We start from the raw sequence: 26489 nt of genomic DNA, 5'->3' as shown, positions 1-26489 counted from the left end.
TGAAGGCCCATGGAGCGGGCCTTTCTTAGGCGCTAGACAGAAGCGGCCAGGGCCCGGGTCAGGCCGCGCTCGAGCACTTCACGAGGCAGCCGGCGGCCGATGAAAACGATGCGGCTTTCCCGGGGTTCGCCGGGCTTCCAGGGCGCCCCGGGCTCGGAACCCACCATCATGTGTACGCCCTGCAATACGACGCGTCGATTCGTGCCCTTTACCGAGAGCACGCCCTTGTAGCGCAGCAGGTCGTTGCCATAGACCTGCACGAGACCGCCGAAGAAATCCTCGAGCAATAGGGGATCAAAGGGCTGCTTCGACGCGAAGACGAAGCTGCCGACATCGTCATCGTGCTCATGGTCCGTGTCGGTCAGGAACGCCGGTTCGATGTCGAGGATGGCGTTCAGGTTGAAGCCCCGGATGTCCAGGATCTCGGCAATCGCGGTTGCGCCGAAGTGGACACGCGAGATCGGCGCCCGCGGGTTCATGCGCCGCAGCCGTTGCTCCAGGCCTTCCGCGTCCCGGGCGCCGACAAGGTCTGTCTTCGATAGCAGGATCCGGTCCGCGAACCCGACCTGTTCCTGCGCCTCGTGGTGTTCGTCCAACTGTTGGGGGGCGTGCTTGGCATCGACCACCGTGACGATCGCGTCGAGCAGGTAGGCGTCGGCAATCTCGTCGTCGACGAAAAAAGTCTGCGCGACCGGGGCTGGGTCGGCCAGGCCGGTGGTCTCGATGATGACCCGTTCGAACGCGGCCTCGCCCGCCGCCTGCCGCCTCGCCAGGTCCCCCAGGATGCGAACGAGGTCGCCGCGCACGGTGCAGCAGATGCAGCCATTGTTCATCTCGATAATCTGCTCGTCGGCCTCCTGCACGAGCAGCTCGTTATCGATCCCGGTTTCGCCGAACTCATTCTCGATCACCGCGATGCGGTGGCCGTGGTTCTCTTGCAGGATGCGGTTGAGCAACGTGGTCTTGCCGCTGCCCAGAAAGCCGGTAAGGATGGTGACGGGAATTCGCGCCATGGTGAGGCCCCAATAGGTCAAGAGGTACGAGACGCGCGCAATACGCGGCGGCGCGCGGGAAGATCGGCCTGGCCCCAGAACAGGCCGTGGCAGCCGCAATCAATTTTCGTTATGTTATAACATAACTAATTTGCGCCGGCCTTGGCCACGGTTAGCGTGTGCCCATGTCCGCTAGACCCCAGTTGACGCATCGCCAGACCCTGGGGCTGACGGCCCGGTTGCACCGCGAGGCGCCAACCGGCGCCTATGGGCTCTGGGATCTATTGAGGGAGCAGGGCCTGCGGGCTGCCGCGCAGGGAGGGCGCTGCAGAAAATGATCAAGCTCGGGCTCGTCCCCGAGCGGGATAGGCTGAATGCCTTCATCGCCTGCTCGCATTCTCATCCCCACACGCGCGGCCTGGCCGGCTTTGCCGTGTGCACGCTGTGCGGGAAGGCCGAAGAGACGGCCGAGCGGGTCATGGAGAAGCGGGCATGCGCCCGCGGCAGTTCGCGATCACGCCTGCTGGCGCGTCGCGGCCAGCGCGATCTCACGCACGCATACCCCGTCCGGCTGCGCATAGGCGTAGTGGATGGCGTTGGCCACGCCCTCGGCGGCCAGCACTTTGCCGCCCATCTCGGCCTTCCACGCTTCATAGCCCGTCTTGATGTCCGCGTCGGTGGTGTGGCCCAGCAGCTCGGTTTCCACCGCGCCCGGCGCGATCGTCGTCACGCGCACGTTGTGCGCCGACAATTCCTCGCGCAGGTTTTCCGACAAGCCATGCACGGCGAACTTGGTGCCCACGTAGGCCACGTGGTTGGGGAAGGTCTTGCGGCCGGCCACCGAACTGATGTTGATGATGCTGCCGCGCTTGCGCTGGACCATGCCCGCCGCGACCGCATGCACGCCGTTCAGCACGCCTTTGACGTTCACGTCCAGCATCCGGTCCCATTCATCCGGGTCCTGGCGCGTGATGTCGCCCAGCAGCATGACGCCCGCGTTGTTGATGAGCGCATCGGCCGGGCCGAAGCGCGCTTCGCCTTCCCGCACGGCGGCGGCCAGCGCGGCGCGGTCGGTCACGTCCACGGACAGCGCCAGGGTGTCGGGCAGGTTCAGCGCCTGCATTTTGTCCAGCCGGCGCGCCAGCAGCAGCAGGGGGTGGCCGTGCGCCGAGAACAGACGGGCGGTGGCCAGGCCGATGCCGGAACTGGCGCCGGTGATGATGATGAGCGGTTTTTTCAAGGAAGACATGGTGGGCTCCAGGTATCGGTTTTAGGTATGCTTGAGTGTCGGAAAAGATTCTATGCCTGCGAAAAATCCCTGAGAAATGGTTTATTTCTTTGGAAGAAATCGGAAAATCTTATGGATAGCCGCCAACTCAAGGCCTTTGTCGCCGTCTTCGAAGAGCGCAACATCACGGCCGCTTCCCGCCGCCTGCATCTGAGCCAGCCCGCGCTGTCGGGCACGATCAAAAGCCTGGAGGACTTGCTGGGCACGCAGTTGTTCACCCGGCAGGCCCGGGGTGTGGCGGTAACGGAGGACGCCCGTATCCTGTACCCGCAGGCGCGCCGCATCCTGTCGCAAACGGACTCGATGACGCACCAGTTCCGCCACGGCCCGCGCGCGTCGCGTATCGAAATCGGCGTCGAGGCGGATATCGCCGGCCAGGACATCGCCGCCTTCATGCAAGCGGCGCGGGAAGTCGCGCCGGCGCTTTTCGTCAGCCTGATCGAGGGGTGCGACGGCGACGCCCGGCTGGCGACCGAAGACGAGCGCTGCGAGGACGAACTGTTCCTGCCGCTGTCCGTGGACCGCTACGTGCTGGCGATCCCCGCAGGTAGCGGCGCCGATGCCGCATTGCCGTGGATCGTGTGCCCGAATCATCCGACGCATCAGCGCCTGCTTCCTTTCTACGGCGCGGCGGCGAACTCGCCGGCCGCGCATGCGGGATCGCTGCGCCTGGCATTGGCGTTGACGGCGGCCGGCGCTGGTATATGCGTGGCGCCGGAGTCCCTCGTCCGCAGCCAGGCCGGCGTGGAGATCAGGCCGCTGGAAGGGCTGGAAATGTCACGGCGCATCGGGCTTTGCTACGCGGTGCAATCGCTGGACAAATCCGCGGTGGCAACGTTGGTGGAGCGGTTTCGGGATCACGCGCTTCAGGCTACGCATACAACATGAAGAAACCCGTTCCATGCAATCGAGAGATCTGGAAATACCAGTGCCGGGCTACAACTTCACCCGTTAAGTTGTAGCCTGGCGCCATTCGCCGTTCAACCTAGCCGCGCAGCGGCCGATCAAGGAGGAGACAAATATGACGATGCTATCCGGCGCCAGGCTGGGCAGGGCGGTATTGGGGATGACGCTGGCTGCCGTCGCGTTTGCCGCAACGGCAGTGAATGCGCGCGCGGACGACTATCCTTCGCAGCCGATCAAGCTGATCGTGCCCTTCGCCGCCGGAGGCGGCAATGACGGGATCGCGCGTCTCCTGGGGCAGTTGCTGTCCGATGGCCTGAAGCAGCCCGTGGTGGTGGAGAACCGTCCCGGCGCGGGCGGCAAGCTGGGCGTGGAGCAGGGCCTGAGGGCAGCGCCCGATGGCTACACCCTGACCTTGATTTCCAATAGCTATTCCGTCAACCCCAGCCTGTACAAGCTGCCGTTCGATCCGGTCCAGGACATGACGCCGATCGGCATGATTGCCCGGGCGCCTTTCTTCGTGTCGGTCAATCCCAGCGTACCGGTGGACAGCCTGGGCGACCTGGTAGCCTTGGCCAAGAAGAAACCGGGCGGGCTGACCTATGCCTCGTCCGGCACGGGCGGGATATCGCACCTGGCGATGGAGGCCTTCTTGAAGACCGCCGGCATCACCATGGTCCACGTCCCCTACAAGGGGTCCGCCCCGGCTCTGACGGACACCGTCTCTGGCCAGGTCAACGCGATGCTGACCACCGCGGGTTCGACGCTGCCTTATCGCGAGGACAAGCGCCTGAAGGTGTTGGCCGTGACCTTGCCGCAGCGCGTATCCTCGGCGCCGGATATCCCGACGGTGCGCGAGGCCGGCGTGCCGTACGACGTGACGGTGTGGTACGGCATCATCGCGCCCAAGGGCGTGCCGCCGCAGGTGCAGGCCAAGCTCAACGCCGCGATCAATGCGGCCGTCGTGATGCCCGAAATGGCCGACCGTCTCAAGGCAACAGGGGAACAAGCCGCGCCAGGCAGCCCGCAGGCCTTTCGCGATCAGATCGTCAAGGAGATTTCTTCGTGGGGCGATGTGGTGCGCGAGGCGGGCGTGACCGTCAATTGACCGGCTTTGCTGCTTGGGGTGGGACGGGGGCGGTAGAGACGCCGAAGCGTTATCGGTGAACGCGGGGCGCACTGAAAGCCGCTTACGGTGGTGGTCTAAGGCAAGATTAAGAGAAAAGCCGTTGACGGTGAACGTCAACGGCTTTTTGAATTCTGGTGTCCGGGGGCTGGAACGGAGCCGACATGCCTTTGCGGCGGGCGATTTTGAGTCGGTGATTTACAGTGTTGCTACAGGGAATTGAGGCGAATTCTAGCGTAGGTTGAAATAGGTAAAACCAGTTTCAAATCAGTAGGTTAGAGAATTTTAACCGAATTGGTGGAAGCTGGTCATTGTACCTGTACTGTACCGAAATTTAGATACAGTACTGACGAGAGGAATCGCCAGCGCGTAGCGACCGTTACCCATACTAAGCGATCACCGAGATATGGGACAGATAAAATCAGACATGTGAACGCTACACCTCACAATATATGCTCCGACATGATGGGGCAGCGCGGAAACGTGGGTTCGAGCATCAGAACGTAACGCCGCGCGCGAGTGATTCCAACGCGAAGAATTTTCCGGCTGCGGTCATAGGGCGGTGCATCACCTCGCCAGACCAATGAAGAGCGGAACTGCCTTGCTCCTTGCCTAATGCTCTCCCTAATCAGAATTACCGCATCGAACTGCTTGCCCTTGGATTTGTGGATGGTCATGACGTGTATACCTTGGGTATCGTATCCCTCAGCCAACAGTTGATCCTGCACCAAAGCGTTATCGAGCCCCTGACGGGCGGTAGTGTAGGCACCAGTCGTCATCCACATCTCCGACAAGTTCGCGCTGATTCGCCTCCCACGATTGAAAGCGATCAAATAGTCGAGGGCCCTCGCTACCTGCTTGAACTCGGTAACGTCGGTTCGGTAGAGCTGCATTTTTATCTGAATCCAGTCCCTGCCAGGGTCACCGGTAAGCGATAGGTGTGCAACGCCATTGATAAGTGCTTCTGCGTTCCTGACGAGATTGGTCTTGGGGAACTTGCCTGCTACGATGCCAGCACTCCACGTCATATAGGTTGCTGCCTCCCTGATTGCCGTCGCACTACCATCTGCACGCCTGATTGAGGCTAGCAATTCAAGGCAGGTTGCGATATCAACTGCGCGCCGCTCTGGGAGCTTGGGCTCCAGAAGAAATGCTGCCAATCGGGCTGATAATAGTACTGCTGCCTCGTCGAACAGAACCTGGTGGGGAATAGGTTTCTCGCCCCCATTCAGGGCGGCTGAAATTTTGGCAACGCCACTGCCGGTGGTTGCAAGGATGGCTAAGTTCTCTATTTCCAGTCCGTCAGCTTTAGCGCCTCTGAAAAATCGACCGAGCGCCATACGTATCCACTGGGCAGGGTCCTTTCTGGGGTCATACAGGATGCGGCCTACACCAGCATATGGGGCCCTTCTCGGCGTCTTCGCCAAGATGTCATTGCCAAAAACCGCGATTTCAGTGCCAGGGCTGCGATTGTTGTCGGAGCCAAGATCTACAAAAACCGGAGTTAAGGCATCTTTGATGCGCTCAATCCGCTCCGGACCTACACCGTCCAGGTGATCAAAAATTTGCTGATCAAGATCAGCTAGGCAGATGATCTGGCAAAGGTCTGCCAACTTCTCGATGCAACTCCAAGCCGCATCCCCAGTGTCTTGAGCTTCATCAACGATAATGACGGGGTAAGTGTCTGCCACCAGCTCCCGTAGCAACTGACATCTTCCCAGCAGCTCACTGGATTTGGGAGCAAACCAGTCGAAACAGATTTGCCCCTCTTCCGCGAACAGTCGCTCTCGCTCGGCTTGCCATACAAGCCACTCGGCTGTCTCTCGCTCCCCCTTCTTCGGTGCTTTCACTCCACCGGACAAGGCTTTTTCATCCTGAGGCAGCAGGATCTTGAGTTTGCCTTTCGGAGAGCCGAGTAGGTAGCCATGGCTCTTGAGCAATGACCAGCAGAAGGAATGGAAGGTCTGGAGGCTGAGCTGCGAACGTACGGTCTTATCGACAAGCAAACTCGATGCCTCTGCGATCCTTGCCACGGCTGCCCGAGAAAAACTGAGGAAGAGTATCGACTGCCCCGGTTGCAACCCAGCAGCAATAATCTTCGTGGCCTTTTGCAGGGCGATAGTGGTCTTACCGCTGCCAGGCCCTCCAACAATTAGAAGGTGGCCATCTTCGTTCAAAATCCTTTGACGCCGCTCGCAGATGATCATAAGTCGCCGACCAGGTCCTCTTCCCCTACCGGCTCGTCCTTAGGCGGAGCCACAGGGACAGGTTTTGGAAAGTCGCTGTAAACGCGAGTGAGGAAGTCAGTGATGCCGACAGGTAGCTCATGCACCGCACAAAGATCCAGTAGCCGGGCTGCATATCCGTTGCCCTTGTTGCTCTTGAGCGCCTTGAGCATGCAATCCACTACCCCCTTGTCATCAGGGCGCTCGGCCGGTATGCCAATGTTCCCTTGGTCCCCTGAATCACGAAGCGCACAAAGGAACGTCCATTGGTGGCTAACGGGCGTTTGTGCGACTAGAAGCTGTTCGATGTTCGGGAAAGGAATTTCGTTCGGGAAATCAAAGGCTTCCGCAAACTTCTGATTTTCTTCTGCCTTGCGTGGCTTGTAGTCATAGAACGCATATGTTCGAAGACCAAGTGCCTTGAAGAAAGCGCCGAAATTAGGCAAAGAACCGTCGCCCTCGACGGGGAAGATCGTGATGCCCGCCAAGTCCAGAGCAAACAGATCCGGATTGGCCTGTTCCATCTTCTCTGCGACCGTGGTCAAGGCGCTATGCTCCGTGATCCCTTCCGCAACAATCACCCCGGGGCCCAGCATCGCTTCCGCTAGGCCTCTTCTTGCATGACGCTTGTACATTTTGCCTTTCAGCGTTGTGCCAGACGCTACGGTCGTCGACTCCACCTTTGCGTCACCGCTACGCCGCAGGATGCTGATCTGTGATGGATCGAATCGTTCGATGACATACGGCGAATGTGAGGTCACAAAGCACTGAGTTGTCTCCTCCAAAAGATACTTTGCAATCCGGCGCTGCGTATGTGGCGGCAGGGCTATCTCGGGCTCTTCCATAGCGAAAATCACATTGTCCTTTTTTACCTCGGCGATGAACGACAATAGAGCCAACACGAGGGTATTAAGGGTGCCTGTCCCGACATGCTGGAAGGGAACTGGCTTTTGATCCGCAGTGACGGAGAGAAAGAACGACATCGTCTTGCGCAGATGTTCTCTCGTAAGCTGCGAAACGAATAGCTGCGTTGCGTTGCCCGCGCGGCCTATGGAAATATACTGGACAAGCCGCTCTTCAATGGAATCCAGCACGGGCCGAAGGTCGGCGGCATCAGCGTCAATCGGAGGATCTAGCTCACGGAGCCGCTTGATAGACTTTTCCCAAAGTCCGGTTCGAACACCCTGCAACCGGAGGATAAGGTCTAGCAGAGAGCCTCGCTCTAGACTAAGCGCGCGTGAGCCTGTTCGCAGAGTTCGAAGGTAGAGGAATCCGAAGAGCCGCTTCACTGGTTTCTTTACACGCTGCAGCTCACCTGCTTCAAGACTGGGGCTGTATGAAAAGAACGTATCAGCCTCGAACTCATCCTCCTCTGCGTTGTAGAACGCTTGGGTCTCAATGCGCAGGCATCGAATCACATCGGGAGGAACTGCGGCATCTACCTCACCAGCCTCCAACAGACGTTGTTCTTTAACATGCCACAGCTCGGTGTGAGCGGCGCATATGCGCTCTAACTCGCCACTGAGATCCACTAGCATGACTTCGATCTTGATCTTTATGGGAGTGGTCCCGTCAGCATCGAGGTAGGAGGCGTTGTAGAAATCGAACTCTTGAACCGGGGGAAAGCGAGAAAGCCTATCCGGACTGAGCACAAGATCCAAAGCCTCGCAGATCGTACTCTTTCCGACATTGTTGCCCCCTACCAGCAGGGTATGTCCGTCAAACGTAAGGTCAGCAGACTTCACACCCCGGAAATTCTCAATCTTCAGATTGATAACGCGCATTTTCACCGACCCTTATAACCAAGCCTACCCAGCCATAGAAAAAATGATCCCACCCAGCTTCCTTGGAGCCGAGGGATTGCGATTGAGCAGAGCCAGACAATTCGAAACGGGCATCCCTGTATTTGCGTCGTTATATTCACTTACTTAGGCCTGCATGTACTGCAAAAACCGGCGACAGCCTATCCTGCACTAGTCCCCAAATCCTAAATTTTTTCGTCATGACGAAGACTTTGGGAGTGCTAATGCGTCAGCGCGCGGCTGCACAAACTCTTGCAGGCTCATCTGACCATCGGCGAAACGCTGAGCGTGGGCCTCATCTGCTTCACTGAGCGAGAAACCTTCTAGACCGACGGAGGCCCGTGCATAGTTAACTGCCGATTGCCGGCGGCTGCGTTCGGTATCCGATATGGTTTTATGGGGCTGTTGCGTGCATTTATCCTTGCCAGCCATGGTGTCTCCTTGCTGTAGGTAACTCGATCTTACAAGAAGTATGGGTAAATTGGTTTAGGTACGCGCAGCCACAGAGGTGGTGCGCTGAAATTGTCTTGTTTTACCTGCTATGGACGCCAATATCGGCTGCGTACTAGCCGTAGTTTCCAAAGAGGCTTTGCCTCTCTGGACTCTCCACCCTCGCCGGCGGGAGCCTCGGGAGCAGGGGTTGCGGGCCTTTGGCCCGGAACTCCTGCCCCCGGCATAGCGTGGGGCGCTCCTGCCGCGTCAAGGGGCCGTGTCCTCGCCCTGTGGGCTGCGGGCCGCACCAACCCCTTGACCCGTCATCCGCTTGGCAGCACCGCTACTGACACCGTTTGGCCGGAAGAGGCGTCAAGGGCGGGACCGGAAGCCGCAGCCCGAAGCGCAGCGCAGGGAACGGGTGAGGATCCCGGGCGAGGCCTTCACCCTTGATGCCTCTGGAAGCCATGCAGCCTATCGGCCGGGGGAGGAACAAGGCGAAGCCGCTGGGCCTGCCCCCGCGGCCAGTCCGGCAAGAACGGACGCGGGATGCAACCGAAGGGGTTGCCCAAGCGTAGCGCGGAGATATGTGCGGCCATAAATGAAAAGGCCTCGCTGATGGCGAGGCCGTTACGGACCCAACATGCACATCACTTACCGTTGACGGAGCCGCCCGTTGCCGATCCCCAGTTCTTGCCCATGTTCTGCAAGACGTGTTGCCGATAGGCTGGATTCCACATGGTGTTGCCTGCGATCATGTGGTTGGTTCGGCCAGCAGTAACCATCATGCCCGACTGCATATCGCGGCGAGTCGTCTTAGGATTCACCACGTTGCCAATACCCTGCGCCATGCTCTTGAATGTCACAGCGTCAAAGGCGATGCCGCCAGCCAGTCTCGCCCCTAGGCCACTCGTTTTTCTTTGCGCGAAGAAGATGATCAAGGCAAGAACGATGATCTGCACAAACGAATTGATGGGATTGTCCGTGGTCGTACTTATTACCCTGTCGAACAGCGCCTTGAATAGCGCCACACCGACAGACACGACAACCATTGTGATGGCAATTTCAAGGATATAGGCCAGTGCCTGCTCAAACCATTTGTCGAACCATTTCGCGGTGACTGGAAACATTAGCGCCGCGATAAACAGTGGTCCGAGACCAAGCATTATTCCGAGACCGAGCTTTGCCATGATGATGGTCGCGGCCGCAGGCAAATGAATAAGAAGCACGGCAATGGCCATCATGAGTGCATTCAGGGCATCCCAGAACATATGACCTAGTTCGTAGAACTCGCGCTTTGCGACTTTGCCTAGCATGTCGTAAGCCACGTTAAGCCCTTTGTCCGCCGAGTTGTCCAGAACCTGATAGATACTTGTCGCTTGAGCGTTAGACGTAGACATGACGTCGGCCAGACCTGTCTCCAGCCCTTGAATGGCCGACACAACAGTGGCGGTGTAAGAATCAGCCGTCATGCAGAATGCTGTGATAATGAGGATCTTCATGCACTGCTTGATGAAGGTCTGAAAGGGAGCTTCAACCGCGCCCGCGCTGATGGCGTAGCCTGTCAAGGTGATATACAGCGTGACGCCGGTCAGCATCAGCATTTGAAAGCCGAGGATGACGTTCGAAGCGGTTTCCGATACGAAGGTGTTCAGCATCGCATCGACGCTGCTGCCTATCCACTGGAATAAGGCGAATCCCATGTTATTGACCTCCCTTGAGCGGATTGATCGGTGTCAGGTCGAAATAGCCCCGCTTGTCGACGGCCAGATGGTTTGCCGCTGTCTTGGCGTTGACGCAGTTGGCGGATGCGGCGAGCTCGCCAGGACTGGCTTCGCATTTCGCGATCATCGCGTTGCGTTCGGGGGCATGCGCCTTGTACCAATCGACGGTTCGAATGGGGGTGTTGTCCCCGCAAGCTGCCAGCGTGAGCGCGATGAAGAAAGGGAAGAGGATTTTTTTCATTTGTGTGCCTCACGTGCGTTGATGATGTCGAGTGCGTGGGCCACTTCGGCGGCCTCAATGATGCGTAACGCTGCAAGGGTTCGTACGACGCTTTCGCGCATGCCGCCCCATGTCGGCTGTGTGAAGCGATTTGGCGCGTTTGTCAAAACGATGCCGATGCACGCAATGGATGTGACGGCAGACAGGATGATGTTCATCCAAGGCGGCAACGGTTCTTCATCAATGAACGGCAGTGTGAATCCAAACCAGCCCATAGACGCGTAGTAGGCCGTGAAAGCAGCCATACCGATAGCCGCGACATCAAGGGGTCTCATCAGCGGCGCACGCCGCAAAAGCTCTCGGTAATACTCGGGACTCAGGCGGCGAGCGCAAGCCCAGAAGCGATAGATGGCAAGGCATAGCGTTACCACTGGAACCAGAGTGATTGCGTAGAACGGAGCCATGATGTTCTCCTTAGCGTGCAAGCGGGTTGAAGACTTGAAGAGTGGGGTAGCCCCGTTGATCAACAATCTTTGCGTTGATCTCCTTCCGTCGTTGCTGCTGTAGGCGGTCTTCGGCTGCCGCGACCATCTGGTACATCTGTAGCTTGGTCTGTTCGTTCTGAATCATGGCCTGCTCGGCTGCGATGCGGCCTTGCAGTTCCGCAATGGCTTTCGGGTCTTGGGTCTGGTTGATCTGCCGCATCAACTGGTCGATTTGGCTGAGACGGTTCTTCGCCGCGTCGTAGGCATCGAGCGCAAAGGCTTTGTCTTGCGCGCCTTTGACGGCTTGCGCTTCGCAATTGGTGCGCTGCTCTGTCGAGGCAAAGCCGGTGCATGCGTCATACACCTTGTTGTTGTGGTAGATGGCTTCAGCGCGCGCGCTCAGGCCGGCATAGCCGCCTGATTTCACGCGGTCATAGACCCCTTGCCAGTCTTGCGGCAGGTAGTCACGCAGCTGCGGGTTGTTGAACAGTTCGCCCATGCCGCGCGCGCCAGTGACCGCAGCGTATTGCTGCTTCATCTGGTCGATCTGGCTGACCATCTGGTCGTACTGCATCTTCCACTTCGCCATCGTTTCGATCTGGTTTTCTACGCTCTTGGCGATGGAGGCGCCATCTGTCACGGGGATTTGTGCGAAGGCGGCCGACGACGCGGCAATGCCGACGGCCAGAATGCAAGAGGCTGATAGTTTCTTCATGTTCGCCACTCCTGAGAGGTTGAGGGCGAACGTAGGACCGTGCTGTCCGGTCTGTCGGTCTGTTCAGGGACCGCGCCCAGTACGACAAAGCGTTCTTGGGGCGACTAAGCGGCCGATCTGCTCTCGGCGGTCGGAACCCTTCTTTTCGGGTCGGCGCCCGGTACGCTAGGCGTCCTTAGGGCGGTGCAACGTTCGTTGTGGTTAAAGGTACAACCGAAGTTGATTGTACTTACGGTTAATGCAAAGTAGTTTCCCGATTACGGCCACCACGTGCGACGGTCAATGATGATGCGGTCAGACAGGTACGAGATGTTCGCCAGTTCCGCCAAGGCCATTTCTACTGTTCGGAACCGGTACGGTCGGCCCTTGTCGTCCATGACGCGGTGCTCTGTAGTGCCGTCCTGCACGGCCAAGGCAAAGCCCTTCCAGTAGTGCGCATACAGAACGACCTGCACATCACCGGTGCGCGCTGGATCATCACAGTAGTCTTGCAGCGCGTCGTAGCGTAAAGCCATCTTATGGTCCTTCTTGCGCAATCAATCAACGGCTCAGGTCGCCTTTACCTGGATGGTTGGTCTTGTCCTGTTGCTGGACATCCTTGATCACTTCTGTGCTGCGCTGGCTACGCTGTGGGACCTGTAGCGTCCTGTCCTGCGAGGGATCAAGGAACCGAACAATTTCCAGGGCAAGCGATTTGTCCTCCATGCCACCAGCGGCCAAGGCTTTCGCAATGTGCCCGTAGCCATTCCTGATGGTACGTGAAACGCCGGAAAGCTTGCGTTGTTCCCGCTCGGCCGCCTTAGTGCTCTTGCCGCGCTTGGCGGCATGTCGCGTCGCCTGCTTGACCGTAGTGTGCGTGTTAGACCGTGCCCTACGCGGTGTGGCATTGGCCTCGATGCCTTGTTCACGCAGCGCCTCGGCGAAGCGTTCCCTCCATCGTTGCAGGTCCGCCTTTCGTGGGTTGAGCCGGCTACCGTCGAGACCGAGCGCCTTAACGCAAAGGTGGCCGTGGGGATGGGCTTCGTCGTCATGGATGGCGAAGACATACGCGTGGTTGGCGCCGAACTCCGTTTTCGCGAATGCACGGATAGCGTCATTCACGGCGCGTCGATCGGTGCCGGGTGGCATGGACAGCACGATATTGAACGTTTCACGGCGCGAGCCGTTATCAGGCAACCCGTACTGGCCGCTTTTCCATTCGTCGCGCACGTCCTGCACGGCCTCACGGCCAAGGATGACTTCACCGTCTTCATTCTCCAACGCTACCAGGCCGTTGCGCGATATGTAGTCGAGGTGCGCTTTCACCTGCGCGATGCCTTTGCCGCCGCCGGAGATCTTCACCATGACTTCGGGCGCTTTGCGAGTGGTCAGCATCAACTTGTCACGGACCCGAGCGCTGCCGGTCAGCAGCAGAGGCTTGGAGGGCGGCGAAGTACGTGATCGCGTCACCGTGCGCTTAATGCCTTGGCTGGTCACGGGCTTGGTATAGATGCGTTCGCCCCAGTCCTTCAAAATTCCATCGATGACCAGACTCATTCCAGCCTCCAGCGGTCAATGTTGGCGCGCATGATGTCTGCCACCCGCGCGGTGTGGGTTTTGATATGACGGGTCAGTGTGTCGATACGCTCAGCGGTTACCACCGTCTCCAGCGCGCGTCCTGCGTTCATATGCCGGGCGATCTGGTTCAGGTTGCGACCGATGGCCAGCAGCCGTGAATTCGATTCGCCCAGCGTCCGTAGCTCTGTCATGCCGAACTGTGGTTCGCCGCTGAGATTGGCCCGTATCAGGTGGATGACCCAGCGATTGGCTGACATGCCCTGCTGCAAGGCTAGTGCTTCGATACGGGCATATTCCGTCTCGGTCAGGCGGAGTTCCAAGCGGCGACGCGAAGTATCAGGCTGCTCGTGTTTTGATGGAGTGGGCGAAGCGTCCGTTGCCGAACCGTTGAGAAGGCGGACAATGATCTGCCGCAGGCCGTCGCTGGGCGTGCTGCCTTGTCGAAGACAAAGTGCCTGCCAACGCTGCTTCAGATCACCATCCAGGCGGATGCTGAGTGTGGTCTTGCGCGTCATTTCGGCATCCTCGTATGCAGCTCCAGTTGGGCTTTGATTTCTTGAAGCCGGGCTTGGGATTCAGCTTTGCTGAGTGGTGCTGATTCCGAAGCGCGCGACATATCTTGGGTCGCTGCCAGGCGTTCTCTTCTGGTCGCTATCGGGATGCCAGCAGACGGCACGAATCCCCCTGTGCGGTGGCGTTCAAGGATTCCTTTGAAATAGGCGACCTTCGTCTTTCTGATGGTTCCGGGTGTCTTGATGGCCCCGTCCAGTTCGTCAAGCAATGCTTGCGCATCAGCTGATTGGACGTCGGTAAGCAAGTTTTGGATCGACAGTTTCTCAGCGGGGACCAGCGCGGTAGGGTACTGAAGATCGTCGTCGGTTCTCGTTGTAGTAGTAGGGTTATAGATAGGGTTAGTGTTAGTAGTAGTGTTACCCGGCCCCCTGCCCATACCCTGGTGATAGGCTGTCGCTGGGGTATGCCCGTTGCTAATCGATTGATTTCTATGGATGTCTTTTGCTTCGGCCGGAATGGACGTCCGGCCGTCGTCTGGGCCCGCATAGGGTGTCGATAGCCTATATGGACCGTATCCAAGGGCTTTGGCTACCGTATTGCGCAGCGGATCCTCGGTAGGCAGTCGATCGATAAAGTCATTCACGTAAGCGTCACGCCAGCCTTGGGGCAGTGCCGCTATTTGCTCGAGTGTCTTTTTCCTAAGGGTTGTTGCCACTGCCATCTTGGCGGAATTGTGGTCCCACCAATCTTTGATCCAAATGTAATTCGCCTGCGGGTCAAAATCCAAGATGCCAGCATCGATGAGACGACGCATCACTGGCATTAGTTGTGAATCGGGGTCCCAGCCCATTTCTGAGGCTGCAACGCGAATGACGATTTCATAGGCGCCGATGACATTGCTGAATGGCGATGTCAGGAAATAGAACAGCGCATAGCGGTCTTCGACCGTGCAGCCTGACAGGCGATTTGAGCGCCATATCTGGTCGTTGATGGTTCTTTGCCGACTCATGCGCGCGGCCCTCGCGTAGCGACCTCTGCGGGCGTGATTTCATCGTCTGCCGGCTGTTCCAGATTCAGGGCTTCTGTGACCTGCATCGTCCGAAAATAAACGCGGCGGCCGACCCGCAGCATGGCTGGTTTCAGCTTGCGTGAAAAGTCGGTATCGGTATAAAGCGCCATGCGGACGCCATCCGGAGATCGGCCTAGCAAGGTGGCAACGTCAACGATGCTCATCAACGGCCCAAACCGTCCCAACAAATATTCTCCAGTAGTCATTCCTATGCCTCACAAGTTCACCGTAGGTAATGCCAGTCTTTACCGTGAAGGCATGACTGTCAAACTTAAGTCATTGATTTTAAAGACCAAAATAGGGTGTCTATGAAAACCAAGATTAGGCATCGCCAAATGCCAAGATATGGCACATTGGTTTTTTTGCGATGAAGCGATCAAGCAAAATAAATCTAGAAATCATGGGCTTAGGCGCGGTCAGAGATGTGCTCTGATTTCCGCGTCTGAAGCGTCGGCGGACAGGGGAAAATTTTGTGGAAAATTACCAACGATGTGAGCATGCTCACGCTGTTGGCTCGCATTCGAAGTGATGGCACTAGGATCAGCGGATTACGTGTCACGCGGTCGTGAAGAGCCAAGTATCATGGGACATGCATGACAAGTCGTTAGGGAGCTATATGGAACCTTGGAATGACGTCCGGTAATGTCCGAGTCCGGCGCTTTCAATTGAATGCCAGCGGCCGTGATTTTGCGGTGGGTGACATCCACGGTCATTTTGGTCGCCTTGAGGTCGCGCTGGCTGCCGTAAGGTTCTCGCCAGAAAAGGACCGATTGTTTTCCGTGGGGGACCTTGTGGACCGAGGTCCTGAGTCAGCCGATGTTCTGAAATGGTTGGAGCGCCCGTGGTTTCACGCGATCTGTGGGAATCACGACCTGATGACGTGGCGACGGGCGATGGGCAATCCGATTCCGGACGTCGATCATCGCGTGCACGGCGGCGGATGGTTGGATGCCTGTGCCGGCGATGTTCGTGAACGCATTGCGGCCTGCTTGAGAGCCTTGCCGCTGGCTATCGAGGTGGAAACGCCGAGTGGTGTAGTGGGTATGGTTCACGCCGACTTCCCCTATGACGATTGGCAGGCCATTCATGGCGCTACTTTCAGCCCGGAGGATGAGGATGCCTGCCTATGGTCCGTAGACCGCTATCGAATGCAGTATTCCCAGCCTGTCCGCAATGTACGTGCGGTAGTCCATGGACATATGACGCTACGCAAGCCTGCACAGCTTGGCAACGTTTACTACATCGATACAGGTGGATGGCAGGATGCGGGGCGGTTCACGTTGCTGGATTTGCACACGCTTAAGTGGTGGCCACGCCACTCGGTCGCCGCGTAGGTGGGGCTGATTCGCTCAGGAAGACATAAGACCGAGTTCGGCCAAGAGCGGACAGTCCTGGCATCCGTAGATCTTGAGGTTTTAAGAGACAGTGGAAGATTTTTCGCGGAGGCTGTGACAGTAGAGTCGTCCGGCTCATAACCGCATATCCTGGTGCAAGTCCGGGCACGCTCCGCACCTTCTCAACCCTTAGCTTTTTCGGTCTGTTTCATTCGCTTCGCGCAAAGGTTTTGGCTTGAAGCGTCGCGGCTTTCTCAAGCATAGCGCCTACAGCTATCATTCAGTTTCGTCCCGCCGGGTTGAAGATCTCAACACCTAACCCGGCGGTCAAGCGGACTTGCTACGCAAGCCGCATACCTTGTGCGTTAGGTTTACCCCAGTGCAAGTGGGTTTCAATAAAAGGAAAAATCAATGGCTTACGGAGTCGTTTGCACTTTTGACCTGAAAAATGCATCCAGCACGGACTATCAAAATGCATATTCTGATCTTGAGGCGCTCGGCCTCAAGCGCGCACAGGCAAATAGCAGTGGAGGTGAAACTGTTATTCCTACAACAACGGTTCTTGGCTCATACAACGGCGAGAGCGCAGCATCTGTTCGAGACCATGTTCGCACAAAGGTGCAGGCCGCTTTCAAGGCTCGCGGCTTGCGCTCTGAGATTTTCGTTGTTGTGGGAGGGCAAGACTGGACTTGGGGATCCACAACATCCTGAAGACTAGAAAATGCACGTTCACCGCATTTACCTCACCATTAGCTCAAGCCGAGCGCCTTCGGCGGCGGCTTGGCTTGTTCGTCAGGTTGCATAGAAAGTGATCGAAATCCTCAAAAGTTTGGATTCACGGGAACTCGCAACAGCGATTTGGCTCGGTATTTTTATTGTTTGGTGCCTGACAAAGCCAGGCGTACGCAAGAGCTTCGGAAGCGTACTTTCGGCGGCGACTGCTCGCCCAATCGTAATAGCTTTCTTTCTCGCAATAGCATATCTGGTGGCCGTGACGGTAATATTGCGTCACTTTGATTTGTGGACGCTCAAGCAATTCAAGATCACGGCACTATGGCTCGTTGTCGCCGGTATTCCGGCCCTCGCGGACACCCCTGAAATCAGCAGAAATCCAAGTTTGCTTAAAACCGCTGTTGCGAAGAACTTCAAGTTGTCTCTGCTTCTAGATTTCTTTATCAATCTTTTCAAGCTTCCACTGCTTGGCGAGCTCATCTTTGTTCCATTTACAGCGCTGCTTGGCGGCTTGCTGGCCGTAGCACAAAGCGATGATAAATATGCCCCCGCCCACAAATTTCTCAACGGAGTTTTGATTGTCATGGGCCTAGGATTTCTGGTATTTGAAAGCTATAAGGTTCTAACAAGTTTTGACACAATCGCCCATCTAGATACGTTGCGTGATTTCATACTACCGGTCATCTACAACATTGCATTCATTCCTCTTCTCTGGGCAATGAGTATCTACGTAGCATATGAGTCTGTGTTCGTTCGGCTGAGATTCGTCATCAAAGATCAAACGCTGCATTCCTACGCAAGGCGCAAGCTAATCACTGGCTTCCGCACCGACATTGGTGCATTAAACGCATGGTTCAAGGAAGCCTGGTCGGGCGCATTTACTTCCCGCAGCGACGTAGCTCAATCAATCGCAGCTATCGAAAGGTCACGAGATGCAGCCTAACAATTTATTCAAGCCGAACCCGCTTCGCGGGTCGGCTTAATTAAGGTGTTATGTGCTTATTTCCATATAAATCATTCGCTGACCAGTTTGGGTGGTTCCGCGCCCCCCAACCGCCTCGCAGATTGGCGTAGCCCCAAAGAGAAGGCCCTTCACTCAAGGTGAAAGGCCTTTCGTTTTACAGCTGGCTCAGGGTTATTATCCGCGCTTGAACAGGCGCTCGTGCATCCATCCATCGTTGGTCAGAATGACAGCCGCCTTACCCTGTATATCTCCCTGAGTCTGTTCCGCAAAATTCTTGTAATTGGCACGCATGCTTTCCGATTTGGCCCAGTCATCTGCACCTTCTACCTTGTAGCGGTAGTTCACCTGCGACACCTTTACGCCCATCATGTCGCTGGGTTCAGTGAAGTTGCTCACTTCCACAACGGTGTACTTGCCGGTGCAAAAGGCATCTTGTCCAGCCATCGTATTGGCACCATTGGCGACGAGGAATTTCTTGCCGGTGTCAGTGATTTGGTACTCGGTGGCCGGCTCCATCTTGTTGCCAAACATGGCTTTGACTTCGGTGTCTCGCTTCGTCAGCAGCCCGGCATCGACCAGCGCGTCGGCGCGCTTCTTGTTCTGACCGCCCAGCATGTCTTGATTCGCCAGGGTGAACGGCAAGCCCTTTGCAGGAACCGCAGCGCACAGGCCCTTCTGAGTATCCAGGTATGCCTGTATGGCCTTGCTGAAGTTGCTCTTGTTAGCGTCCTTGGCGCTGCCGCACGCGGCAAGGGTAAGGGCAAAGCTGCTGATGGCGACGATCTTGATAGCGGTATGCAAAACTAGCTTCCTCCGTAGGTTAAGACAATCGGTTATTCATTATGGCAACGCGATGGAGCGATTATGCGTTGTTCTCTGTTTGGGAGTCGGCTTCACTTCGTTGTTTAGAAGCGGACGGCGTGCGCCGCGCGAGGCGGTCCAGCTTCTGCACTAGGTCTTCGGCCCGCAGATGCGTATAGCGCTTGAGCATCTGCATCGACTTGTGGCCGCTGATGGCCGACACCTCCTGATCGCTCAAGCCGGCTTCCACGAACCGGCTGACAGCCTCGTGTCGCAGGTCGTGAAAGCGGAAGTCTTCAAGGCCCGCTGCTCGCTTGGCTTCGGTCCATGCTTTGTCGAACAGGTAGGGGCGTCGTATGCCGTCCCGGCCGGGTTCGCCGAAGAACACCAGTTCGGTTTCGGCAGGTCGCAAGGGGTTGGTCAGTGCCTCAGTGAACACGCGCGTTGCCTCGGCAGTCAGTGGGACGGTGCGAGGCGAAGAGTTCTTGGTATGTTCCAGCCGGACGACGCGCCGCTCGATGTCCACTTGCCGAATGCGCAGCGTGGCAATTTCAGACAGCCGCATGCCGGTCTGGACGGCAATACGGACGATCCATCCGAACATCGGGTTCGAGTGCTTATCGACGGCTTGCAGCAGGCGGGTCTGTTCTTCGGGAGTCAATCGCCGGTTGCGGCCCGAGCCGGGGGCAGGGCGGCGAATGTTGGACACTGGATTGAAGGGCAGGCCGATGCCCCATTCTTTGATCGCGACGGTGAACAGGTGGCCCAGCAGCGCCAGTTCCAAGCGTACCGTGTTGTTACTGCGAGGCCGTAGCTTGCCATGCTTGTCCGGGTCGCCGGCCAGTCGCATGTCACGGAACTGCGCCACGATCTCGGCGTTCAGGGCGGCCAGCGAGTACTTGCCAAGATGGCGGATGATGACCTGTGCTTTCTTGTGTTCGCCGGCTTGGGTCGAGGCCCGCTTGGTGGGCGTGACTTCCTTGAGGTAGCGGGTCAGCGCCGCTTCGACGGTCATGCGCTCGGCCGGCGCCCGCTGGATGTATACGCCGCGTACCATTTCGTCTTCGGTACGGCGCGCCCAGTCTTCGGCGTCGCGCTTGGTGCGGAACGTCTTGGCCGTGGCCGGCCAGCCTGTCTTGCGGATGAGGGCTTTCCAAGTGCCCGAGGAAGTCTTAACGATCGTAGCCATGAGTACTCCGTATGGGGCTAGCGCCGCATCACTGTACCGAAACTGTACCTGACCACAATTTTAGGAAAATCCCCCGGTGCGGGGCTTGTACTGCGAAATCTTCTAATGGCTTGAATTATCAGAAGATTTGGAGATGGTGCCCGGGGCCGGAATCGAACCGGCACGCCTTGCGGCGGGGGATTTTGAGTCCCCTGCGTCTACCAATTTCACCACCCGGGCTAGGAGGTCGCGGACGCGTCCAGATGACGGTCGCGGGAGAAGCGAAGACGGCGATTATATGCGGTCTGCGGAAAATTGTCAGGCAAGGGCGGATCCGCCCCTTGCCGGGCCGGGGCTTACTACTTCTCGGGCAGGAACCAGTTCATGACCAGCGCGCAGATGCCGCCGGTGGCCACGCCGGATTCCAGCACGTTCTTCACGGCGTGGGGCAGGTGCGAGAGGATCTCGGGCACTTGCGAGACGCCCAGGCCCAGGGCCAGGGAGACGGCGATGATGAGGAGCGCGCGGCGGTCGAGCTGGATGCCGGCCAGGATGTTGATGCCGGACGCGGCGACCGCGCCGAACATGACCATGGCGGCGCCGCCCAGGACGGGTTCGGGCACGGCTTGCAGGATGCCGGCGACGGGCGGGAAGAGGCCCAGCAGGATCAGCATGCCGGCGATCCAGATGCCGACGTGGCGGCTGGCGATGCCGGTCAGCTGGATGACGCCGTTGTTCTGCGCGAAGACGGAGCTGGGGAAGGTGTTGAAGACGCCGGCCAGGAGCGAGTTGGCGCCGTTGACGAGCACGCCGCCCTTGATGCGCTGCATCCAGAGGGGGCCTTCGACGGGTTCCTTGGAGACCTTGCTGGTGGCGGTGACGTCGCCGATGGCTTCCAGCGAGGTGACCAGGTAGATGATCAGCATGGGCACGAACAGCGACCACGAGAAGCCCAGGCCGAAGTGCAGCGGCGTGGGGATCTGGAACAGGGAGGCTTCGCGGGCGCCGGTGAAGTCCAGGCGGCCCATGGCGGCGGCGGCGATGTAGCCGACGGCCAGGGCGAGGACCAGGGCGGTGCTGCGGACCCAGACGACGGGCACGCGGTTCAGCAGGATGATGGTGCCCAGGACCAGTCCGGACAGGGTCAGGTTTTCGGCGCTGGCGAAGGTGCCGTTGCCCATGGCGCTGTAGCCGCCGCCCATGCTGATGAGGCCGACCTTGATCAGGGTCAGGCCGATGAGCAGGACGACGATGCCGGTGACCAGCGGGGTGATCAGGCGCTTGACGAAGGGCAGGATGCGGCTGATGCCCATTTCGATGAAGGATCCGGCGATGACGACGCCGAAGATCGCGGCCATCACGGTCTCGACCGGGGTGCCTTGCTTGACCATGACGGAGCCGCCGGCGATGAGCGGTCCGACGAAGTTGAAGCTGGTGCCCTGCACGATCAGCAGGCCGGCGCCCAGGGGGCCGAAGCGCTTGCACTGGACGTAGGTGGCGATGCCGGAGATGACCAGCGACATCGAGACGATCAGGGTGGTGTCGCGGCTGGAGACGTCCAGGGCCTGGCAGATGAGCAGGCCCGGGGTGACGATGGGGACCAGGATGGCCAGCAGGTGCTGCAGGGCGGCGACGAAGGCGACGGGCGGGGCGGGTCGGTCGTCGGGGCCGTAGACCAGGTCGTAGCTGGGTTCGTCGGCGTCGGAGGCGCCTTGGGGCGCGGGTTGAGTCAGGGAGGCGGGTTGCATGGCGGAATGGCCGGCCGGGGCGGGATGGGAGAGGAAAGTGCGGGATTTTAGCGGGGAAGGCCCCGCGCGTCCCGGGCGGCGCCCCGGTGGCGGCCGGGGCCTCGTTAGAATCCCGTGTCGCCAATAATGGGCCTGCCGGGCCCCCCGCCATGCAAAAACGCGCCAAATGGATTGTGATCGCGCTGGTCCTGGTCTTCTCCGCGCTGCCGCTGTTCCTGCTGTTCTGGCTGATGGACGACGACGATTTCGCGGCCGTCGATCGCGGGCAGTCCTACGGCAGCAGCATCTACAAGAACTATCAGGACGGCGTTTATGCCGCCGTTCCCAGCAACGGCTATTACCGGGTGGCGGAGGCCGACCCGGCCAGTTTCGAGGCGTTCGATACGGGGGCTTTCGATGGCAGGCAGGCGGCCAGGGACCGGCGCAATGTGTATTGCGGCAACCGGATCCTGCCGGACATGCAGCCGGCGTCGGCGCGCTACCTGGGAAATAGCTATTTCACCGACGGGGCCGTCACCTATTATTGTTCGATGCACAGCGTGCTCAACCAGGAGCTGGGCAGGCTGGACGAGTTCTGGCAGAAGGTCCTGTTCCGGGCGGACGCCGGCCCCAAGCCGCAGACTTACCTGTATCCGTTCGCTGCCCTGCCGGCCAGCGCCCAGCCCTACCGGGCGCTGCTGGACCGCGACCTGGCCACCGATGGGGCGCGCGTGTTCTACCGGGCCCAGGAAATGGCGCAGGCGGATCCGGTCTCGCTGCGCCGCCTGCCCGCGGGCAGGGATGGCGACGTGCGGGCCAGCGACGATTTCTTCGCCGATGGCCGGAGCGTGTATTTCCACGAGCAGTTGCTGCCGCTGTCGGACGATCCCGGGCTGTATACCTTCATGGTGGGAGATCTGTACCGCCAGCCCTATCTCTACGATCCGCGCGACGGCATGGTGTACGTGGGCGCGCAGCCCTTCGATGCGGCGCATGCGCCGTACCGCTTGCTGAGCGAGCAGGGCCGGCACGTGTACCAGGCGCTGTTCCGCGGCAAGGACGGCATGTATTTCTACAACACGCAGACGCGGCAGGTGGAGCGGGCCGGCGACGATCCCTACGCCTCGGGAACGTACACCGCGCTGTCGCCTTACGTGTATACGGACGGCAGGCAGGCGCTGTTCCTGCAGGCCAGGGAAGTCTGGGCTCGCTCCTCGCGGGGCAGCGGCGGCGGGCTGGTGTCCCGTTCTACGCTGGTCAACCGGCTGGAGGGCGCGCCGGACGGAGAATGGCAAAAGCGCGGCGCGGTGTATCACAACTTCGGCACGGTCTGGCAGAAGGGCGAGGCGCTCTATTACCTCGATGAGCTGGGCCCCTCGCAGCTGGTTTTCCACCCGATCTACAAAATCATGGACCGCGCCGCGGCGGATTTCCTGCTGCGCTCGCAAGAGACGCGGCAGATCAAGGCCGCCGATATCCGCAAGCTGATCCGGGACGGCAAGCTGGCGGTGCCGCAGAGCGAGACCGTGCTGGAGGCCAAGACGCGCTACCGCAGGGTCTTCTCGATCTTCTGAGGCCGGGCGGCGGCTGCCGGCGGTCGGCCGGGTCTTGAAATGCGCGCGATTGGCCCCCACATCAATAGGGTTTCCCGGCCGCCGCGCGGGCTGAACGTCCCGGCGGCCAATAACCGTCCCTAATTTATTTACCTAGCCACGTAGAACCATGAGCCAAACCGCCACGCCTTCCACGTCCGAAACCCTGGGATTCCAGGCCGAGGTGAAGCAGTTGCTGCACCTGATGATCCATTCGCTGTACAGCAACAAGGAAATCTTCCTGCGCGAGCTGGTGTCGAATGCATCGGATGCCTGCGACAAACTTCGCTTCGAAGCCATCGACCGTCCGGAGCTGCTGGGCGGCGACGGCGAGCTGGCGATCACCGTCAGCTACGACAAGGCCGCCCGCACGATCACGATCTCGGACAACGGCATCGGCCTGTCGCGCGAAGAAGCGGTGGCCAACCTGGGCACCATCGCCCGCTCCGGCACCCGCGAATTCTTCTCGCAGCTGACGGGCGACAAGCAGAAGGACGCGCAGCTGATCGGCCAGTTCGGGGTGGGTTTCTATTCCTCGTTCATCGTCGCGGACAAGGTGACGGTGGTGAGCCGCCGCGCCGGCGCCACGGAAGCGATCCAGTGGGAATCCGACGGCCAGGGCGAGTTCACCATCGCCGCGGCCGAGAAGGCCACGCGCGGCACCGACGTGACGCTGCATCTGCGCGCCGACGAAGACGAGCTGCTCAACGGCTGGAAGCTGCGCGAGATCCTGCGCCGCTACTCGGACCATATCTCCCTGCCCATCCGCATGGCCAAGGAAGAGTGGGACCAGGAGAAGGGCGAGCAGGTCAAGACGGACGAGTTGGAAACGGTGAACCAGGCCAACGCGCTGTGGGCCCGCAGCAAGTCCGACGTTACCGAAGAGCAATACCGCGAGTTCTACAAGACGGTGTCGCATGACTACGACGATCCGCTTGCGTGGACGCACAACCGCGTGGAAGGCCGCAGCGAATACACCCAGCTGCTGTACGTGCCCAAGCATGCGCCGATGGACCTCTGGGACCGCGACGGCCGTCGCGGCGTGAAGCTGTACGTGAAGCGCGTCTTCATCATGGACGACGCCGATCAGCTGCTGCCGTCGTACCTGCGTTTCGTGCGCGGCGTGATCGATTCGGCGGACCTGCCGCTGAACGTGTCGCGCGAGATCCTGCAGGAAAGCCGCGACGTGCGCGCGATCCGCGAAGGCTCGGCCAAGCGCATCCTGTCGCTGCTGGAAGACATGGCCGAGAACAAGCCGGAAGACTACGCCACGTTCTGGTCGGAATTCGGCCAGGTGCTGAAGGAAGGCGCGGGCGAAGACCACGCCAACCTGGAGCGCATCGCCAAGCTGATGCGCTTCGCGTCCACGAACACCGGCGACCAGGCCCAGACCGTGTCCTTCGCCGACTACGTGTCGCGCATGAAGGAAGGCCAGGACAAGATCTACTACGTCACGGCGGACACCTTCGCCGCGGCCAGCAACAGCCCGCACCTTGAGATCTTCCGCAAGAAGGGCATCGAAGTGCTGCTGCTGTCGGATCGCGTGGACGAATGGATGCTGTCCTACCTGCGCGAATTCGACGGCAAGTCGCTGGTGTCGGTGGCCAAGGGCGGCCTGGACCTGGCCGAGCTGGCCGACGAGGAAGAAAAGAAGCACCAGGCCGAGGTGGCCGAAGACTTCAAGCCGCTGGTCGAGCGCCTGCAGAAGACGCTGGAGGACCAGGTCAAGGAAGTGCGCGTGACGCTGCGGCTGGTGGATTCGCCGGCCTGCGTGGTGGTGGGCCAGAACGAACTGAGCCCGCACCTGCTGCGCATGCTGAAGGCCGCCGGCCAGGAAGCGCCCAATGTGAAACCCGTGCTCGAGATCAACCCCGAGCACCCGCTGCTGGCGCGCATCCGCGCGGCTGAAGACGGCGAGTTCGACCAATGGGCCCGCCTGCTGCTGGACCAGGCCCTGCTCGCTGAAGGCGCGCAGATCGCCGACCCGGCCGCGTTCGTGAAGCGCCTGAACGCGCTGCTGCTGAAGTAAGCGGCAAGCAGGCCGCGCGCAAGGGTCCCTGGCATCGCGCCAGGGGCCCTTGTTTTTTCCACGGCCTTCGCGCCAGGCGATGGCGCCTGGAAAAAATAAAAAGGGGTCCGGGCGGGCGCAGGCGTTAACCTTTGGGCTTGACGTCTTGCCGAACCCTGCCGAGCCCGCCATGCCCCACACGCGAACCTCCATTGCTGCACTCAAGATCGGTTTCATCGGTGCGGGCCGCCTGGGCCGCGCCCTGGCGTGGAGCCTGGACGCGGCCGGCTGCCGGGTGCATGCGGTGGCCAGCCGCGGCGCCGCGCGCGCGGCCGAGCTGGCGGCGCCCATCGCGGATTGCGCCCGGTATCCGGCGCAGCGGCTGGCCGACGAATGCGACCTGGTGTTCATCACCACGCCCGACGGCGCCATCCAGGCGATCGCGGACGAGCTCCAGTGGCGCGAGGGCCAGGGCGTCGTGCATTGCAGCGGTGCCACGGACGTCTCGGCGCTGGCCAAGGCCGCCGCCGACGGCGCCATGGTCGGCGGCTTCCATCCCATGCAGACCTTCGCCGACCCGGCCGCGGCCGCCAGGTCACTGCCCGGTTCCACGATCACGATAGAAGCGCAAGGCGAGCTCAGCCGCATCCTGCTGGGGCTGGTCGAGCGCCTGGGCTGCGCCGCCAACCAGCTGCCTCCGGGCATGCGGGCCAGGTACCACGCCGCGGCGGGGCACGCCTCCCAGCACATCAACGTGGTGCTGGGCGAGGCCGTGCGCATCTGGCAGTCTTGGGGCGCGACCGAGGCGCAGGCCCTGCCGGCGCTCCTGCCCATGGTGCGGGGCACGCTGGCCTCCATCGAGGCCGCGGGGCTGGCCAGGGGCATGCCGGGTCCGGTATCGCGCGGCGACGCGGGCACCATCGAGAAGCACGTGGCCGCCCTGGGCGAACTGGACGGCGATACGGCGCGGCTCTATCGCGAACTGTGCCTGCGCAGCGTGTCGCTGGCGCTGGCGGCGGGTGGCATCGACGCGGACAAGGCCGCGCGCATCGAGGCCATCCTGCGCGCGCCCCAGGCTTGACCCGCGCCGGACGCATCCAGCCGCCGGGGGC

At 59.8% G+C, this 26489-nt stretch carries 25 protein-coding genes and 1 tRNA gene; 8 read left to right on the top strand and 18 right to left on the bottom strand.

Annotated features, from left to right (window positions below; all coding sequences use genetic code 11):
* Positions 1–32 precede the first annotated feature (32 nt).
* Positions 33–1013 carry a CobW family GTP-binding protein gene (locus ACN6PJ_RS05405; RefSeq protein ID WP_427994862.1) on the bottom strand — a complete coding sequence of 327 codons (981 nt, stop codon included), beginning with the start codon at positions 1011–1013 and terminating at the stop codon, positions 33–35.
* A gap of 493 nt (positions 1014–1506) precedes the next feature.
* Positions 1507–2241 carry an SDR family oxidoreductase gene (locus ACN6PJ_RS05400; protein WP_427994861.1) on the bottom strand — a complete coding sequence of 245 codons (735 nt, stop codon included), beginning with the start codon at positions 2239–2241 and terminating at the stop codon, positions 1507–1509.
* A 111-nt stretch (positions 2242–2352) separates the two neighbouring features.
* Between ACN6PJ_RS05400 and ACN6PJ_RS05395 the strand changes: the two genes are divergently transcribed.
* Positions 2353–3168 carry a LysR family transcriptional regulator gene (locus tag ACN6PJ_RS05395; RefSeq protein WP_427994860.1) on the top strand — a complete coding sequence of 272 codons (816 nt, stop codon included), beginning with the start codon at positions 2353–2355 and terminating at the stop codon, positions 3166–3168.
* Positions 3169–3301: 133 nt separating this feature from the next.
* Entirely contained in the window at positions 3302–4291 is a 990-nt protein-coding gene (locus tag ACN6PJ_RS05390) for a tripartite tricarboxylate transporter substrate binding protein (RefSeq protein ID WP_427994859.1), read from the top strand.
* Positions 4292–4752: 461 nt separating this feature from the next.
* Here the strand turns inward: ACN6PJ_RS05390 and ACN6PJ_RS05385 are convergent, their stop codons facing one another.
* The 12 genes from ACN6PJ_RS05385 to ACN6PJ_RS05330 form a co-directional block, all read right to left on the bottom strand.
* On the bottom strand, positions 4753–6516 hold the full coding sequence (locus tag ACN6PJ_RS05385) for a UvrD-helicase domain-containing protein (protein ID WP_427994858.1): 1764 nt from the start codon (positions 6514–6516) through the stop codon (positions 4753–4755).
* Positions 6513–8318 (bottom strand): ATP-dependent nuclease, encoded by a 1806-nt coding sequence (locus tag ACN6PJ_RS05380; protein WP_269887727.1) that lies wholly within the window; start codon positions 8316–8318, stop codon positions 6513–6515. The genes ACN6PJ_RS05385 and ACN6PJ_RS05380 overlap by 4 nt, the downstream gene beginning before the upstream one ends.
* Before the next feature lie 216 nt (positions 8319–8534).
* On the bottom strand, positions 8535–8768 hold the full coding sequence (locus ACN6PJ_RS05375) for an antitoxin VbhA family protein (protein ID WP_427994857.1): 234 nt from the start codon (positions 8766–8768) through the stop codon (positions 8535–8537).
* A 650-nt stretch (positions 8769–9418) separates the two neighbouring features.
* Positions 9419–10471: a type IV secretion system protein gene (locus ACN6PJ_RS05370; protein ID WP_047991968.1), complete on the bottom strand. Its 1053-nt coding sequence runs from the start codon at positions 10469–10471 to the stop codon at positions 9419–9421.
* 1 nt (position 10472) lies between these two features.
* Positions 10473–10733, bottom strand: coding sequence for an EexN family lipoprotein (locus tag ACN6PJ_RS05365; protein WP_047991967.1), 261 nt, complete (start codon positions 10731–10733; stop codon positions 10473–10475).
* Complete coding sequence (locus tag ACN6PJ_RS05360) at positions 10730–11176, bottom strand: hypothetical protein (RefSeq protein ID WP_047991966.1); 447 nt, start codon at positions 11174–11176, stop codon at positions 10730–10732. The genes ACN6PJ_RS05365 and ACN6PJ_RS05360 overlap by 4 nt, the downstream gene beginning before the upstream one ends.
* Positions 11177–11186: 10 nt before the next feature.
* On the bottom strand, positions 11187–11912 hold the full coding sequence (gene virB5, locus ACN6PJ_RS05355; RefSeq protein ID WP_047991965.1) for a P-type DNA transfer protein VirB5: 726 nt from the start codon (positions 11910–11912) through the stop codon (positions 11187–11189).
* 257 nt (positions 11913–12169) lie between these two features.
* On the bottom strand, positions 12170–12427 hold the full coding sequence (locus ACN6PJ_RS05350; RefSeq protein WP_235442350.1) for a hypothetical protein: 258 nt from the start codon (positions 12425–12427) through the stop codon (positions 12170–12172).
* A gap of 25 nt (positions 12428–12452) precedes the next feature.
* Complete coding sequence (locus ACN6PJ_RS05345) at positions 12453–13448, bottom strand: relaxase/mobilization nuclease domain-containing protein (protein ID WP_047991963.1); 996 nt, start codon at positions 13446–13448, stop codon at positions 12453–12455.
* Complete coding sequence (locus tag ACN6PJ_RS05340; RefSeq protein WP_033457332.1) at positions 13445–13984, bottom strand: plasmid mobilization relaxosome protein MobC; 540 nt, start codon at positions 13982–13984, stop codon at positions 13445–13447. The genes ACN6PJ_RS05345 and ACN6PJ_RS05340 overlap by 4 nt, the downstream gene beginning before the upstream one ends.
* Complete coding sequence (locus tag ACN6PJ_RS05335; RefSeq protein WP_080969338.1) at positions 13981–14991, bottom strand: hypothetical protein; 1011 nt, start codon at positions 14989–14991, stop codon at positions 13981–13983. Before ACN6PJ_RS05335 ends, ACN6PJ_RS05340 begins: the two co-directional genes overlap by 4 nt.
* Complete coding sequence (locus ACN6PJ_RS05330) at positions 14988–15215, bottom strand: hypothetical protein (RefSeq protein ID WP_006385718.1); 228 nt, start codon at positions 15213–15215, stop codon at positions 14988–14990. Before ACN6PJ_RS05330 ends, ACN6PJ_RS05335 begins: the two co-directional genes overlap by 4 nt.
* A 465-nt stretch (positions 15216–15680) precedes the next feature.
* Here ACN6PJ_RS05330 and ACN6PJ_RS05325 point away from each other — a divergent pair, with 465 nt between their 5' ends.
* From ACN6PJ_RS05325 to ACN6PJ_RS05315, 3 genes are all read left to right on the top strand, one after another.
* A complete protein-coding gene (locus ACN6PJ_RS05325; protein WP_427994856.1) occupies positions 15681–16385 on the top strand; it encodes a metallophosphoesterase in 705 nt (234 codons plus the stop codon).
* A 411-nt stretch (positions 16386–16796) separates the two neighbouring features.
* Positions 16797–17096 (top strand): hypothetical protein, encoded by a 300-nt coding sequence (locus ACN6PJ_RS05320; protein ID WP_080564224.1) that lies wholly within the window; start codon positions 16797–16799, stop codon positions 17094–17096.
* Positions 17097–17193: 97 nt separating this feature from the next.
* Positions 17194–18060, top strand: coding sequence for a hypothetical protein (locus tag ACN6PJ_RS05315; RefSeq protein ID WP_130357495.1), 867 nt, complete (start codon positions 17194–17196; stop codon positions 18058–18060).
* A gap of 195 nt (positions 18061–18255) precedes the next feature.
* Here the strand turns inward: ACN6PJ_RS05315 and ACN6PJ_RS05310 are convergent, their stop codons facing one another.
* From ACN6PJ_RS05310 to ACN6PJ_RS05295, 4 genes are all read right to left on the bottom strand, one after another.
* Positions 18256–18882 carry a hypothetical protein gene (locus ACN6PJ_RS05310; protein WP_427994855.1) on the bottom strand — a complete coding sequence of 209 codons (627 nt, stop codon included), beginning with the start codon at positions 18880–18882 and terminating at the stop codon, positions 18256–18258.
* Positions 18883–18943: 61 nt separating this feature from the next.
* Positions 18944–20071 (bottom strand): site-specific integrase, encoded by a 1128-nt coding sequence (locus tag ACN6PJ_RS05305; RefSeq protein WP_427994854.1) that lies wholly within the window; start codon positions 20069–20071, stop codon positions 18944–18946.
* A 134-nt stretch (positions 20072–20205) separates the two neighbouring features.
* A tRNA-Leu gene (locus tag ACN6PJ_RS05300) sits at positions 20206–20290 on the bottom strand.
* A gap of 119 nt (positions 20291–20409) precedes the next feature.
* The gene (locus ACN6PJ_RS05295; protein WP_427994853.1) at positions 20410–21798 is read right to left on the bottom strand and encodes a uracil-xanthine permease family protein; all 1389 of its coding nucleotides are present in this window, start codon (positions 21796–21798) and stop codon (positions 20410–20412) included.
* 149 nt (positions 21799–21947) lie between these two features.
* Between ACN6PJ_RS05295 and ACN6PJ_RS05290 the strand changes: the two genes are divergently transcribed.
* From ACN6PJ_RS05290 to ACN6PJ_RS05280, 3 genes are all read left to right on the top strand, one after another.
* A complete protein-coding gene (locus ACN6PJ_RS05290; protein WP_427994852.1) occupies positions 21948–23351 on the top strand; it encodes a DKNYY domain-containing protein in 1404 nt (467 codons plus the stop codon).
* Positions 23352–23499: 148 nt separating this feature from the next.
* Entirely contained in the window at positions 23500–25398 is a 1899-nt protein-coding gene (gene htpG, locus ACN6PJ_RS05285; RefSeq protein WP_427994851.1) for a molecular chaperone HtpG, read from the top strand.
* 169 nt (positions 25399–25567) lie between these two features.
* A complete protein-coding gene (locus tag ACN6PJ_RS05280; RefSeq protein ID WP_427994850.1) occupies positions 25568–26458 on the top strand; it encodes a Rossmann-like and DUF2520 domain-containing protein in 891 nt (296 codons plus the stop codon).
* Positions 26459–26489 lie beyond the last annotated feature (31 nt).

The organism is Achromobacter sp. (assembly GCF_050285585.1).
Lineage (GTDB): Bacteria > Pseudomonadota > Gammaproteobacteria > Burkholderiales > Burkholderiaceae_B > Achromobacter.
Note: the sequence above shows the minus strand (reverse complement) of the source record. Positions and strands in the feature narration are given on the sequence as shown.

Excerpts from the sequence above, each read along its gene's own strand:
- ACN6PJ_RS05405 (WP_427994862.1), bottom strand. The coding sequence starts at position 1,013 with ATGGCGCGAATTCCCGTCACCATCCTTACCGGCTTTCTGGGCAGCGGC.
- ACN6PJ_RS05400 (WP_427994861.1), bottom strand. The coding sequence starts at position 2,241 with ATGTCTTCCTTGAAAAAACCGCTCATCATCATCACCGGCGCCAGTTCC.
- ACN6PJ_RS05395 (WP_427994860.1), top strand. The coding sequence starts at position 2,353 with ATGGATAGCCGCCAACTCAAGGCCTTTGTCGCCGTCTTCGAAGAGCGC.
- ACN6PJ_RS05390 (WP_427994859.1), top strand. The coding sequence starts at position 3,302 with ATGACGATGCTATCCGGCGCCAGGCTGGGCAGGGCGGTATTGGGGATG.
- ACN6PJ_RS05385 (WP_427994858.1), bottom strand. The coding sequence starts at position 6,516 with ATGATCATCTGCGAGCGGCGTCAAAGGATTTTGAACGAAGATGGCCAC.
- ACN6PJ_RS05380 (WP_269887727.1), bottom strand. The coding sequence starts at position 8,318 with ATGCGCGTTATCAATCTGAAGATTGAGAATTTCCGGGGTGTGAAGTCT.
- ACN6PJ_RS05375 (WP_427994857.1), bottom strand. The coding sequence starts at position 8,768 with ATGGCTGGCAAGGATAAATGCACGCAACAGCCCCATAAAACCATATCG.
- ACN6PJ_RS05370 (WP_047991968.1), bottom strand. The coding sequence starts at position 10,471 with ATGGGATTCGCCTTATTCCAGTGGATAGGCAGCAGCGTCGATGCGATG.
- ACN6PJ_RS05365 (WP_047991967.1), bottom strand. The coding sequence starts at position 10,733 with ATGAAAAAAATCCTCTTCCCTTTCTTCATCGCGCTCACGCTGGCAGCT.
- ACN6PJ_RS05360 (WP_047991966.1), bottom strand. The coding sequence starts at position 11,176 with ATGGCTCCGTTCTACGCAATCACTCTGGTTCCAGTGGTAACGCTATGC.
- virB5 (WP_047991965.1), bottom strand. The coding sequence starts at position 11,912 with ATGAAGAAACTATCAGCCTCTTGCATTCTGGCCGTCGGCATTGCCGCG.
- ACN6PJ_RS05350 (WP_235442350.1), bottom strand. The coding sequence starts at position 12,427 with ATGGCTTTACGCTACGACGCGCTGCAAGACTACTGTGATGATCCAGCG.
- ACN6PJ_RS05345 (WP_047991963.1), bottom strand. The coding sequence starts at position 13,448 with ATGAGTCTGGTCATCGATGGAATTTTGAAGGACTGGGGCGAACGCATC.
- ACN6PJ_RS05340 (WP_033457332.1), bottom strand. The coding sequence starts at position 13,984 with ATGACGCGCAAGACCACACTCAGCATCCGCCTGGATGGTGATCTGAAG.
- ACN6PJ_RS05335 (WP_080969338.1), bottom strand. The coding sequence starts at position 14,991 with ATGAGTCGGCAAAGAACCATCAACGACCAGATATGGCGCTCAAATCGC.
- ACN6PJ_RS05330 (WP_006385718.1), bottom strand. The coding sequence starts at position 15,215 with ATGAGCATCGTTGACGTTGCCACCTTGCTAGGCCGATCTCCGGATGGC.
- ACN6PJ_RS05325 (WP_427994856.1), top strand. The coding sequence starts at position 15,681 with ATGACGTCCGGTAATGTCCGAGTCCGGCGCTTTCAATTGAATGCCAGC.
- ACN6PJ_RS05320 (WP_080564224.1), top strand. The coding sequence starts at position 16,797 with ATGGCTTACGGAGTCGTTTGCACTTTTGACCTGAAAAATGCATCCAGC.
- ACN6PJ_RS05305 (WP_427994854.1), bottom strand. The coding sequence starts at position 20,071 with ATGGCTACGATCGTTAAGACTTCCTCGGGCACTTGGAAAGCCCTCATC.
- ACN6PJ_RS05295 (WP_427994853.1), bottom strand. The coding sequence starts at position 21,798 with ATGCAACCCGCCTCCCTGACTCAACCCGCGCCCCAAGGCGCCTCCGAC.
- ACN6PJ_RS05290 (WP_427994852.1), top strand. The coding sequence starts at position 21,948 with ATGCAAAAACGCGCCAAATGGATTGTGATCGCGCTGGTCCTGGTCTTC.
- htpG (WP_427994851.1), top strand. The coding sequence starts at position 23,500 with ATGAGCCAAACCGCCACGCCTTCCACGTCCGAAACCCTGGGATTCCAG.
- ACN6PJ_RS05280 (WP_427994850.1), top strand. The coding sequence starts at position 25,568 with ATGCCCCACACGCGAACCTCCATTGCTGCACTCAAGATCGGTTTCATC.